Here is a 12,550-nt window from a genome sequence, read left to right on the forward strand (position 1 = left end):
TGGAAGCGATGTGCAGTGCAGATGTGAGAGCAACAAGGTCTCGCTTAGCCCGACCGGTTGTGCTGTCCCTGATCGTCGTTTCTGTTCTTAGTTCCTGCACCACCTCAAACACCCGTGGTACGGCAAGTGGTGGAGGCCTGTTTGGAAGCCGCGGATCGTCTTCCGTGTCCTATATAGCCAACCTGCAGGGCGGTATCGTGTCGCGCAGTGGCGTCCAGCTTAGCCGCGGCGATTACAATAAGGCTCTGGAAGCGGAGTATCGTGCGCTCGAAACCGCGCCCGGTGGACAGGCCGTGACCTGGAGCGGCAGCGCCAGTGGTGAGGTTATCGCCAACGCGCCCTACCAGGTGGGCAACCAGAACTGCCGTCAGTATTCCCATACGATCAATGACAATGGCCGCGAGGCGAAGGTGCGCGGTGCGGCCTGCCGCAATACGGACGGAACCTGGACACCCCTGACCTAACGTCCTCGGTCTGACCATCCCTCCTGGCGAGTGAGCGCGGTTTTCGCCCGCGGGTTCGCGCTTGCGATAGGTTGCTGCGTGATCGTTCCGGCAGAAGCGAATGCTTCCATTTGACTTGTGTCAAGGAAGTCGTACCTCTTCCTGTGAGAGAACGTCGCGCGGCCGATGGCCTCAAATTCGTGTCATCCCGTTGCGGCTTGTTCCAAAGCAGCGCGCATTCGAGTAGTTGATTGGGAATGTTCTGGATCCTCGTTGCCATATTGACCGCGGCTGTCGCTATTATTCTCACCCATCCTCTGATGCGCAGCAGGCAGGACGTCGTTGTCGATCGAGCCGTTGTTGATCGAGAAGGAGAGGTTGCCGTCTATCGCGATCAGCTGGCAGAGCTTGAGCGCGAACGCGCATCCGGCCTGATCGGGGAAACGGAGGCGGAATATGCGCGCGCCGAGATCGGGCGACGCCTTCTGGCTGCGGCGTCGGGAAAGAGTGAGCAGGACACTGCCTTGACCGCTCGCCGACATAGTGTGATCGCAAGCCTTGTGACGGCGGCTTTACCGGTCACGGGGCTCTGTCTTTACTTGTTCATGGGAAGCCCCAATCATCCGGACATGCCGCTGGAAGCACGTCTGGAAAATCCCGGCAATGACATGAACCTTTTGATCGCCAAGGCGGAGCGGCATCTGGCGCAGAACCCTCAGGACGGCAATGGATGGGACGTGCTGGCGCCGATCTACTTCAAGACGATGCGCCTTGGCGACGCCGAAATGGCCTACCGAAACGCCATACGCTTGCTCGGCGATAGCCCCGAGCGGCTGACGGGACTGGCCGAAACGCTGGTTACAGCCAACCAGGGCATCGTCACGCAGGAAGCTCAATCGGCCTTTGCTGATGCGGAAAAGTTGCGGCCCGGCAATCCGCGCGCGCAGTTCTATCTGGCGCTTGCGCTGGAGCAGGCTGGCAAGAAGGATGAAGCGCGCGACGCCTTCGCGGCGATCTTGAAGGCCTCTCCAGCCGGAGCGCCCTGGATACCGCTCGTCAAGGCGCATCTGGAGGCAACCGGCGGCGATGCGGCGGTTGCTGCCGCGCCAATGCCCGAAACACCGGGTAATCCAACCGCTGAGGATATTGAGGCTGCCAACGCCATGGCTCCAGAGGATCGCAAGGCGATGATTGCCGGAATGGTGGAAAGTCTCGACGGCAAACTTCGTGAGCAACCCGACAATTTTGAAGGGTGGATGCGGCTATTGCGCTCCTATGCCATGCTGAACAATGAAAGCAAGGCGAAGGAAGCATTGCAGAATGGGCTGAAAGCCTTTCCACCCGCAGGAGAGCAGGGCAAGAGACTGCTGGCCTTGGCGCAACAACTTGGCATTCCGGCCGAGGGAGTGACGCAATGACGCGCAAACAGAAGCGATTGGCGATCATCGGCGGTGGCGTGAGCTTCATCATGCTTGCCGTATTTCTGGTGATGTTCGCCTTCGGCCAGTCCATCGCCTACTTCTACATGCCAGCTGATCTCGAAAAGATCTCCGTCGCGCCGGGTACGCGCATCCGCCTCGGCGGCCTGGTGGCGGAAGGATCGGTTAAGCGTGGCGAAGGCCGCACCGTGAGCTTCACCGTGAGGGACGGGTCTGGAAGCGTTCCAGTCAGCTACACCGGCATCCTGCCGGATCTTTTTCGCGAGGGCCAAGGCGTGGTGACGGAAGGCGTGTTCGATGCTGCGACTCATGCCTTCATGGCAGATAGCGTGCTTGCCAAGCATGACGAGAACTACATGCCGAAAGAAGTCGCCGACCGGTTGAAAGACAAGGGTCTTTGGCAGCAGACGCAAGATGGCAACAAGACCGGGGCGACCAAATGATCAGTGAAATCGGTCACTACTGTCTGATCCTCGCGCTCGCGGTTTCCGTCGTCGTCTCCATCCTGCCGGTCATCGGCGTTCGCCGTCACGATCGGGCGCTGATGGATGTCGCGTCCACGGGCTCGCTTCTGATGTTTCTTCTGGTGGGTCTCGGCTTCGGTGCGCTGACGCATGCCTATGCGGTTTCCGACTTCTCGTTGAAAAACGTCTTCGAGAATTCGCACTCTTTGATGCCGATGATCTACAAGTTGACCGGCGTATGGGGCAACCATGAAGGCTCCATGCTGCTCTGGCTTCTGATCCTGGTGTTTTTTAGCGCGCTGGTTTCCGTCTATGGCCGCAATCTGCCCGATACGTTGAAAGCCAATGTGCTCTCGGTGCAGGCCTGGATCAGCACGGCCTTCCTCCTGTTTATTCTGTTGACCTCCAATCCATTCCTGCGTCTTGATCCTGTGCCGGCTGAGGGACAGGATCTCAATCCAATCCTCCAGGACTTCGGTCTCGCCATCCATCCGCCGCTGCTTTACCTCGGCTATGTTGGCTTCTCCGTCTGCTTTTCCTTTGCTGTTGCGGCCCTCATGGAAGGCCGCATCGATGCGGCCTGGGCCCGCTGGGTGCGGCCATGGACGCTGGCTGCCTGGACCTTCCTGACCGCCGGTATCTCCATGGGCTCCTACTGGGCCTATTATGAACTCGGCTGGGGAGGCTGGTGGTTTTGGGACCCGGTTGAAAATGCCTCCTTCATGCCCTGGCTTGCGGGAACAGCGCTTCTGCATTCGGCGCTTGTCATGGAAAAGCGCGAGGCGCTGAAGATCTGGACCGTGCTTCTGGCGATCATGACCTTCTCGCTGTCCCTGCTCGGCACCTTCCTCGTCCGCTCCGGCGTGCTGACGTCGGTGCACGCCTTCGCCACCGATCCGAGCCGGGGTATTTTCATTCTCTGCATTCTGATGATCTTCATCGGCGGCGCCTTTTCGCTCTTTGCCTGGCGCGCTCCCACGTTGAAGGCAGGTGGGCTGTTTGCGCCGATTTCGCGCGAGGGCGCGCTGGTTCTGAATAATCTGATCCTGACGGTCTCCACCGCCACGGTGTTGATCGGCACGCTTTATCCGTTGGTTCTCGAAACCCTGACCGGCGAGAAGATCTCTGTCGGCGCGCCCTTCTTCAACATTACCTTCGGGTTGTTGATGATCCCGATTCTGATCGTGACCCCCTTCGGGCCGATGCTTGCCTGGAAGCGCGGCGATCTTTTGGGCGCCTTCCAGCGGCTTTATGTGGTTGCGGCTTTGGCGGCGCTCGCGGGACTGGCGCTCTGGTACATCGAGCATGGCGGGCCGGTACTGGCAGCACTCGGTATTGCGGCAGGCTTTTGGCTGATCTTCGGTGCGCTTGCCGATCTCTGGTATCGCGCCAACTTCGGCAAGCTGGCGCTCGGCGTGGCGTTGCGCCGCCTCAAGGGCCTGCCGCGTTCGGCTTTCGGCACGGCGCTGGCACATATCGGCCTGGGTGTTACGGTCCTTGGCATCGTCACTGTGACGACCTTTGAGACGGAAACAGTCGTCGAGATGAAGCAGGGCATGGTGGTGGAGGCAGGTGGCTACAGCCTGACTTTCGACGGCATCCGCCATCACGTCGGCCCGAATTACACCGAAGATCGCGGCCACTTCACCGCCCGCAAGGCGGGCGTAGAAGCGGGCGATGTCTGGTCCTCCAAGCGCCTCTATACGGCGCGCCGTATGCCGACGACGGAGGCCGGCATCATGACCTTCGGTCTCTCACAACTCTACGTCTCTCTCGGCGACCCCATGCAGGATGGTGGTATCGTCGTGCGTATCTGGTGGAAGCCCTTCATCCTCTGCATCTGGGGCGGTACGCTGTTCATGATGCTGGGTGGTTTCATCTCGCTCTCCGACCGACGCCTGCGTGTGGGCGCGCCGAGCCGCAAGGCCAAACCTGCGAAAGCTGCAAGCCTGGAGCCGGCGGAATGAGAGCGATGCTGGCAAGATTATCTCTGCTCATCGTTCTGGCGCTCAGCGCCGTTCCCGCCTTTGCCTTCAACCCGGACGAAGTCCTTTCCGACCCTGCGCTCGAAGCACGGGCGCGCAATCTAACCGCACAGTTGCGGTGCATGGTGTGCCAAAATCAGTCGATCGATGACAGCAATGCGGAGCTTGCCCGCGATCTGCGTCTTCTCGTCCGCGATCGGTTGGTGAAAGGTGACAGCGACGACGCTGTCATCAACTATGTCGTCTCGCGCTATGGCGAGTTTGTGCTGCTGAAGCCGCGCTTCAGCGCAAGGACGCTGGCTCTATGGGGCGCCCCGGTCGGTCTTCTCCTGATCGGCGGTGCGGCGGTCTTCATCTTCTCCCGTCGCCGCGCCGCGCTCTCGGAAGGCCAGAAACTGACGGCGGATGAAGAGGCGCGCATTCGCGAACTGTTGGAGCGCTAGATTTCAGGCCGTTTGCGCTCGTCCGGGACGGTCCGAGATGATTCGGGCCAGGACGTTAAGAAACGGCCAGTACCCAAAGAACCTTTGCATCGTTTTCACTCGCAGAAGTCCAAGCATGCTCCACATTGGCGTCATAGTAATAGGAGTCGCCGGTGCTGAGCACGAGTGGCTCATAAATTCTGCTGTGCACAACCAAGGTTCCTTCAAGCACGGTCAGGAATATTTCTGCTTCCGATTTTGCCCAGGCCTTGTAATCATCCGGTGAGCGGGCGGACACATAAGTCAAAATCGGCGTCATCTTCTTGTTTCGCAGGTCGGAACACAGAAGAGTGTTAGCGCACGTGTTCGAATCGTGCTGCTTCCCATCGCCAGCGCGGGTGATGCTACGCCGTCCGTAGGTTTGCTGGTTGCTGCTCTGATCGCTCAAGAGCTCCATCATATCGACGCCAAGACCCTGAGCGATGCGCTGCAAGGTTCCGATAGTAGGCGAAAGCTCGTTGCGCTCAATTTTTGAGAAAGCGGACGCAGATACTCCTGTGGCCCTGCTGATGTCCTGTAGGGTAAGCTTTCTGCCTTTGCGGATGTCGTAAAGACGTGCCCCAATGTCTACGTCGGCCGGACTGGTCTCCCGTATACGGACGCTTTCGTCAGTATGCAGACGCACAACATCTTGAATTACAAGACCTTGTCCCCGCGCGGCTTGGCTCGGCATGATCTTCTCCGTCATGAATGATCCTTTCCACATCTGTAACCAGACAAAGGTCGGAGCGCGATGAAATCCGATTTTTATCTGAAGCTACAAATTTTTCCTATAGTGAATTTTTTATCCAAAAGGATTGACATGTAATGTTTCGTCGTAAATCATTGCAATAGTGAAGCGATCAACACAACGAGAAAACCGGGGAACGGCCGCGATCACACAAGATATCCTTGCGTCTTCGCGCCTGTCCTTTTGCAGGGACATTTGAATAAATGACGTTATCCGCAGAAAGCATCCGCGGCCTCTATACGGCCATCGTTACACCGCTGAAGGAGGACAAGTCGGTCGACATCGCTTCTCTCAGGAAGCTCGTGCGGTTCCAATTGGATAATGGGGCGTCCGGGATCGTGCCGATCGGTGGAACCGGCGAGTATGCCGCTTTGTCAAGATCGGAACGCAAAACCGTCGTCGAAGTCTGCGTGGAAGCTGCCGAAGGTCGTCCGGTTATCCCAGGCGTCGTTTCGCCGGGCTATCAGGACGCCGTCGAGGCAGGCAAGGACTTTGCGGCAGCTGGCGCTTCAGCGGTCATGACGGTCACGCCCTATTACGCAACCGGAACCCAGGACGCGATCAGATCCTATTTCAAGCAATACCGGCAGGACGTCGATCTCCCGGTTCTCCTTTACCAGATCCCTTATCGCACCAATGTTTCTGTTACCGCAGAGACGATTGCCGGCATGGCAGAGGACAATTCGATCATTGGGATGAAGTATTCATCTTACGATGTGCCGGAATTTATCAAAACCGTGAAAGCTGCAGGCAGCGAGATCGCGATCTTGAGCGGAGAAGAGTCCCTGTTTGCAACACATGTCGCCCTAGGCGCCCGGGGCGGTGTTCTCGCGTCGGCCACGATCTATCCGAGGGTTTGGGTGGATGTTTTCGAGATGGCAAGCAAGGGTAAGCTGACGGAAGCTCTCGCCCTTCAGGCGCCTGTCAATGACGTGGTGAAAACGATCTTCCTCGAAACCAACCCTGGTCCGCTTAAAAAATATATGGAACTCGCGGGCATGCCTGTCGGCAGCGTGAGATTGCCATTGCAGGACCCGACACAAGCGACCCTCGCCAAGCTGCAGGCTGTCGTCAAACAAGCGAAACTCGTCAACCTAGCCTGAGGGGTTTGCGATGATAGATCGGCTGCTGCAGATCGTTGGTCCGAAAGGTCTCATAACCGACGCGACGGACATGCTTCCCTATGTCACCGACTGGCGCGAACGCAAGCAAGGCAAGGCAGTCTGCGTCGTTCTTCCTGCGTCGACCGAGGAGGTGTCTGAGGTGATGAAGGTTGCGGCGCACATGCGGCAGCCTGTGTTCCCCTTGGGCGGCAACACCGGACTTTGCTACGGGGCCGTGCCTGAAAGTGGAAACCCGGAAAAGCCCGGTATCGTTCTGTCACTGCGCAGGATGAACCAAATTCGCGATGTTGATGTCGTCTCGGACATTGTCACCGTTGATGCCGGCGCTATTCTGGCCGATGTGCATGCGGTAGCTGACGATGTCGGGCGCCAGTTCCCGATGCACCTCGGCAGCGATGGGAGCGCGCAGATTGGTGGGCTGATCTCGACGAACGCAGGAGGCACCGCTGTCGTCCGCTATGGTCCGATGCGGGATCTGGTTGCGGGTCTCGAGGTAGTTCTGGCAGACGGGCGCATCATCAGGGATCTGGCTGCACTGCGTAAAGACAATACCGGTTACATGCTACGGCAGCTATTTATCGGGGCGGAAGGGACGCTTGGGATTATCACGGGTGCTGCTTTGAAGCTGTTCCCCAAACAATCCAACAGCGCCCATGCATGGATCGATGTCGCCTCGCCGGACGATGCCGTCAAGCTCCTGTCTCTGTTTAAGGCTACAGCTGGTCAATTCATCGAGGCCTTCGAACTCGTCTCCGCTTCGCAGTTTGAACTTGTGCAACGTCATATCGATCGGGTGCGCATTCCATTTTCTCAGGTGCCGCTGTGGTCGTTGATGGTTGAGCTGAGTACATCAGACACACATACCGACCTCGATGCTATGATGGGTGAGGTACTTGAAGCGGGCCTTGAGGGTGGCCTCATCCAGGATGCCGTAATCGCAAGCTCCCAGCAGCAGGCAGAAGAGATATGGCACGTCCGGCATTCCGTGTCCGAAGCCAACAAAAAGGAAGGCATCGGCATTGTTCACGATGTCGCGGTGCGTACGTCCCTTGTTCCCGCTTTCATTGACGCGGCCGATAAAGTGTCCGCCGAGCGGTTTCCGCGGGCAAAAACCCAGGTCGTCTGCCACCTGGGGGACGGCAATGTTCACTACATCCTGATGTTCTCGCATGATGACTGGGCCGAGATCGCCGACAAGGACGCATTCGCCCTTCAGGTTGAGCAAGCCATTCACGATGTAGGGGCGAGCTTTAACGGCACGTTCAGCGCCGAGCATGGCATCGGGAGAAAGCTTCCTGAAGAACTCATGCGTCTCGTTGATCCTCTTCGTTATCAGCTGATGCAGCAGGTCAAGCAGGTTTTCGATCCGGAAAACAGACTGAATCCGGGTGTCCTGCTTGGGAGGTAAGGTGTCCGGGCATGGTGCCTTGGCATTGTAGGACAGAGGCCATCGTCGGTCCGCAATCAAAAGCAAAGAAGGGGAATGAGCATGGTTTCAAGAAGAGAATTTGCAGGACTTCTCGGCGGTGGGGCACTGGCTGCGGCGGTCGTGGGCGCAACTACGCGTTCGGCCGAGGCACAGGCCGCTGTGGGAAACACGTTTCAGCAGGTCATCAGCGCCAAGAAGCTGCGTATCGGTGGCGTTCCCACCGGCGCGCCTTGGACGGTGAGAGACAAGACGACCGGCCAGTGGGGCGGCCAGTTCTATGACATCGGCAAGGCTCTTGCGACCGATATGGAAGTCGAGCTGGAAATGGTGGAGACGACCTGGGGAAATGCCATCCTGGACCTGCAGGCCAACAAGCTCGACGTGATGTTTGGCATGAACCCGACGCCGAAGCGTGCATTGGCAGTTGATTTTACGGTGCCGGTTTACAACAGCGCTCTGACCGTGATCGCCAAGCCGGGCTTCGAGCCCAAGACCTGGGCGGATCTTAACAAGCCCGAGGTCAAGATCGCAGTCGATATGGGTTCTGCACATGATCAGGTTGCTTCGCGCCTCTGCCCAAATGCGACGATCATGCGCATGAAATCCCTCGACGAGGCGACGATGGCGTTGGCAACAGGCCGGGCAGATGCTCAGTCGATCTTCTGGCAAGGTGGCGTCAAGGCCGTTAAGGCTAATCCTCGCCTTGGAACATGTATCGCCCCGACACCGCTGTTCGGTTCCACCTCGAACGCTGCCGTTCGTCGTGAGGCAGATAAAACCATGCGCGATTTCCTCAATACCTGGATTGTTTATGCACAAGGCCTCGGGATCATTCGCCAAGCGGTGCTGGACAGCCTGGTGCAGGTTAACATTTCACTGGACGATCTTCCCAAAGGCGTAACCTTCTAATTGGATGAGCAGCGCTCGGTTGATACCGGTGCTGCTTCGAATGAAAGCGGATCGTGATGTATCAATGGGATTTCAACATCCTTTGGGGCTATCGTTGGCTCCTGCTCCAGGGAACGCTCGTAACGATTGGGCTCACGGCCGCCGTCGTCGTTCTAGGTTTGCTGGTGGGGCTCATTGCGGGGCTCGCTCAACTGTCTCGCTCAGAGATGCTGAGATGGGCGTCCTGGGGCTACATCGAGCTGTTTCGCTGCACGCCGCTTCTCGTTCAACTGCTATGGTTCTATTATGCGTTGCCCATTCTGACAGGCATCGAAATCAGCGCCATAACCGCATCGATCCTCACTCTGTCGCTTTACGGGGGATCTTTCTATGCCGAGGTCATTCGCGGCGGGATACAGTCAATCGACTCGGGCCAGTGGGAAGCCGGCCTTGCCCTGGGGCTGACTCCGGGCAAGGTCATGCGTCGCATCGTGCTTCCTCAAGCCATAAAGCAGATGATCCCGCCGCTGATGAACCAATCCATCATCCAGTTCAAGAACACCTCGCTGGTGTCCGTCCTGGCGGTGCCTGACCTGCTGTACCAGGGTCAATCGGCGGCGACCGAAACCTATCGCCCGCTGGAAGTCTACACCATCATCGCGGTCATCTACTTTGTCGTGCTCGTGCCGCTGACGGCCATAGTCAAGAAAAGCGAGAAATCCCTGCGGATGAGTGATTGAGGGCGCCATGACCACGGAACAATACAAAATTGAAATCAGCGCACTCAAGAAGCAGTATGGTGATCTGGTTGTGTTGCGTGACATCAACCTTAAAATCTTACCGGGCGCCGTTGTCGCGTTGATCGGTCCGTCGGGTTCTGGGAAGTCGACTCTGCTGCGCTGCATCAACCTCCTCGTCACACCGGATGACGGTCGGGTGAGGGTCGGGCAGGATAGCTTTACCTTCGGCAAAGGAACGAGCTTGCCATCCGCCAGAGAGCAGGCGCGTTTCCGGTCCGGTACCGGCATGGTCTTTCAGCATTTCAACCTGTTTCCCCATATGACCGTACTTCGCAACGTCATGGAGGGACCGGTTTCGGCCAAAAACATGCCCAAGGCGGAGGCCGCCAAGCTGGCCCGCGACCTGCTCGCCAAGGTGGGCCTGGCCGACAAGGCGGATGTTTATCCGCAGCGTTTATCCGGTGGCCAGAAGCAGCGCGTGGCGATCGCCCGTGCGCTAGCCATGGAGCCGGAGGTCATGCTGTTCGATGAGGCTACATCAGCACTTGACCCCGAACTGGTTTCCGAAGTCTTGAATGTGATGAAAGATCTGGCGGCTGAAGGCATGACCATGATCATCGTCACCCATGAGATCGCCTTCGCACGCGAAGTCGCCGATACGATTGTGTTCATGCGCGATGGTGTGATTGTCGAGGAGGGACCTGCCCGTGATGTCGTCGATAGTCCGAGAGAGGAGGCGACACGCTCCTTCTTGAAGCATTTCCATACAAGAGGTTGATCAGCAAGGCAGAGTGAGGAGGGCAGACTGAGCGCACCGCTTATCCTCTTCGCTGGTCGTGGATAACTCAATCCTTCACACTCGAAACAACCTTACTATTTTTTCATTTCATAGACACTTCGCTGTAAGGTGAGAGTCCCTATATCTTTCGTCATCCACCGCTACTCCGGTTTACTCCGGAGGTTCCAGTCAGATGAAGAGAAAAGGTACTCACATGTCTCAATCGCAAAACGGACGCTCCTCGCTGAAGACGATTCTGAAGTCTTCGGCCGTAGGTGGTCTTGCCGCACTGATGCTTACCACCGGCGTCGCTGGGCCTATCGCCCGTTCCTTTGCAGCACCTGTCGAGGTTAATGCGCCCCAGGTGCCGAGCTTTGCGAATGTTGTTGACGCCGTTTCTCCCGCTGTAGTCTCCGTGCGCGTCAAGTCCAATGTGGAGCCGGTTTCCGACGACGGCAACGGTTTTTCCTTCGGCGGACGCGGTCTTGACCAGCTTCCTGACGACCATCCGCTGAAGCGCTTCTTCAAGGAATTCGGTGGTCCAGGTGCCAATGAAGACAAGCGTGGGCCGAACCGCCACCGCGAAGGCAAAGGTCCGCTTCGCCCGGTTGCGCAAGGCTCCGGCTTCTTCATCTCCGAAGATGGTTACATCGTCACCAACAATCACGTCGTCGATGACGGCTCCGCCTATACGGTGGTGCTCAACGATGGCACCGAATATGACGCCAAGCTTATCGGCCGTGATCGGCGCACCGACCTTGCCGTCCTGAAGGTCGATGTCAATCGCAAGTTCACCTATGTGCAGTTTGCCGATGACAGCAAAATCCGCGTCGGTGACTGGGTCGTGGCTGTCGGTAACCCGTTTGGTCTTGGCGGTACCGTGACCTCCGGCATCGTGTCTGCCCGTGGCCGTGACATCGGCTCCGGCCCTTATGATGATTATCTGCAGATCGATGCGGCCGTAAACCGGGGTAACTCCGGTGGCCCTGCCTTTAATCTGAATGGTGAAGTGGTCGGCATCAATACCGCCATCTTCTCGCCCTCCGGCGGCAATGTCGGTATCGCCTTTGCAATCCCCGCATCCGTTGCCAAGGATGTCGTTCAGGATCTGATGAAGGACGGTAAGGTCGAACGCGGCTGGCTTGGCGTCCAGATCCAGCCTGTCAGCAAGGACATTGCCGAATCGCTCGGCCTCTCCGAAGCCAAGGGTGCCTTGGTTGTTGCTCCGCAGCCGGGTTCTCCCGGTGACAAGGCTGGCGTCAAGCAGGGTGACATTATCACCGCGGTCAACGGCGATCCGATCAAGGATGCACGCGAACTGTCCCGCCGCATCGGCGCGCTGGCACCCAATACCAAGGTCGAGCTGTCGCTCTGGCGCAATGGCAAGTCGCAGTCGGTCAGCGTCACACTGGGTGATTTGGCAAGCGATGACGCGTCTGCAAGTGCCCAGGGCCAGAATGACAGCGGTCGTGGTGGCCAGTCCTCCAGCGAAAAGGCTCTCTCAAGCCTCGGCCTGACAGTGGCTCCTGCTGAAGATGGCAAAGGTCTTGCCATCACCGATGTCGATCCGGACTCCGATGCCGCAACGCGCGGCCTGAAGACGGGCGAAAAGATCACCTCGGTCAACAACCAGCAGGTCGCATCCGCTGCCGATGTCGAGAAGGTGATCTCGCAGGCGAAGAAGGACGGCCGCACCAAGGCTCTGTTCCAGATCGAAACCGAGCAGGGCAGCCGCTTCATCGCCCTCGATATCGATCAGGGTTGATCCAGCAACCATGCGAGAGGGGCGTTTTGCCCCTCTCGTTTTTAGTCTTAGTACAGTGAGAAGGCTGCCCGAACATGCGGCGTCTTCGCGTTTTACGATCAGCGATCCGATGGCCGGTTTCGGCCATCCTGGGCCGAGGTCACTTTGAGCGGCACACCGCTCCTGATAATGGTGGCAGGCCAGGCAGACAGGAGACATCGTCATGGCAGAACTCATGAGCCAATCCATGGAAAGTCATCTGCATAATGCTCCGGGCGAACCTCTTTCCAGTTGTGCGCTGGAT

At 58.0% G+C, this 12,550-nt stretch carries 12 protein-coding genes; 11 read left to right on the top strand and 1 reads right to left on the bottom strand.

Annotation, left to right across the window (positions count from 1 at the left end; translation table 11 throughout):
• Positions 1–8: 8 nt before the first annotated feature.
• The 5 genes from QE408_RS13090 to QE408_RS13110 all read left to right on the top strand — a co-directional run bounded on the left by QE408_RS13090 (position 9) and on the right by QE408_RS13110 (position 4,774).
• Positions 9–464, top strand: a complete 456-nt coding sequence (locus QE408_RS13090) for a hypothetical protein (RefSeq protein ID WP_306934792.1) — start codon at positions 9–11, stop codon at positions 462–464.
• A gap of 236 nt (positions 465–700) precedes the next feature.
• On the top strand, positions 701–1,861 hold the full coding sequence (ccmI, locus tag QE408_RS13095; protein ID WP_306931775.1) for a c-type cytochrome biogenesis protein CcmI: 1,161 nt from the start codon (positions 701–703) through the stop codon (positions 1,859–1,861).
• Positions 1,858–2,325: a cytochrome c maturation protein CcmE gene (gene ccmE, locus QE408_RS13100; protein ID WP_306931777.1), complete on the top strand. Its 468-nt coding sequence runs from the start codon at positions 1,858–1,860 to the stop codon at positions 2,323–2,325. Before ccmI ends, ccmE begins: the two co-directional genes overlap by 4 nt.
• On the top strand, positions 2,322–4,313 hold the full coding sequence (locus QE408_RS13105; protein ID WP_306931779.1) for a heme lyase CcmF/NrfE family subunit: 1,992 nt from the start codon (positions 2,322–2,324) through the stop codon (positions 4,311–4,313). The genes ccmE and QE408_RS13105 overlap by 4 nt, the downstream gene beginning before the upstream one ends.
• Entirely contained in the window at positions 4,310–4,774 is a 465-nt protein-coding gene (locus tag QE408_RS13110) for a cytochrome c-type biogenesis protein (RefSeq protein ID WP_306931780.1), read from the top strand. The genes QE408_RS13105 and QE408_RS13110 overlap by 4 nt, the downstream gene beginning before the upstream one ends.
• A 55-nt stretch (positions 4,775–4,829) precedes the next feature.
• On the opposite strand, the gene QE408_RS13115 is transcribed toward QE408_RS13110, so the two are convergent.
• Positions 4,830–5,501, bottom strand: coding sequence for a helix-turn-helix domain-containing protein (locus tag QE408_RS13115; RefSeq protein WP_306931781.1), 672 nt, complete (start codon positions 5,499–5,501; stop codon positions 4,830–4,832).
• Positions 5,502–5,746: 245 nt separating this feature from the next.
• Here QE408_RS13115 and dapA point away from each other — a divergent pair, with 245 nt between their 5' ends.
• The 6 genes from dapA to QE408_RS13145 all read left to right on the top strand — a co-directional run bounded on the left by dapA (position 5,747) and on the right by QE408_RS13145 (position 12,267).
• The gene (gene dapA / locus QE408_RS13120) at positions 5,747–6,646 is read left to right on the top strand and encodes a 4-hydroxy-tetrahydrodipicolinate synthase (RefSeq protein WP_306931783.1); all 900 of its coding nucleotides are present in this window, start codon (positions 5,747–5,749) and stop codon (positions 6,644–6,646) included.
• A gap of 10 nt (positions 6,647–6,656) precedes the next feature.
• Positions 6,657–8,075, top strand: a complete 1,419-nt coding sequence (locus tag QE408_RS13125; protein WP_306931785.1) for an FAD-binding oxidoreductase — start codon at positions 6,657–6,659, stop codon at positions 8,073–8,075.
• Positions 8,076–8,156: 81 nt separating this feature from the next.
• Positions 8,157–9,005 (top strand): transporter substrate-binding domain-containing protein, encoded by an 849-nt coding sequence (locus QE408_RS13130; protein ID WP_306931787.1) that lies wholly within the window; start codon positions 8,157–8,159, stop codon positions 9,003–9,005.
• Between the two features lie 56 nt (positions 9,006–9,061).
• Positions 9,062–9,724 (top strand): amino acid ABC transporter permease, encoded by a 663-nt coding sequence (locus QE408_RS13135; RefSeq protein ID WP_306934793.1) that lies wholly within the window; start codon positions 9,062–9,064, stop codon positions 9,722–9,724.
• Positions 9,725–9,731: 7 nt separating this feature from the next.
• Positions 9,732–10,502, top strand: coding sequence for an amino acid ABC transporter ATP-binding protein (locus QE408_RS13140; protein WP_306931789.1), 771 nt, complete (start codon positions 9,732–9,734; stop codon positions 10,500–10,502).
• 214 nt (positions 10,503–10,716) lie between these two features.
• Entirely contained in the window at positions 10,717–12,267 is a 1,551-nt protein-coding gene (locus QE408_RS13145) for a Do family serine endopeptidase (protein ID WP_306931791.1), read from the top strand.
• The last annotated feature ends 283 nt before the right edge of the window (positions 12,268–12,550 follow it).

Source organism: Agrobacterium larrymoorei (assembly GCF_030819275.1).
GTDB lineage: Bacteria > Pseudomonadota > Alphaproteobacteria > Rhizobiales > Rhizobiaceae > Agrobacterium > Agrobacterium larrymoorei_B.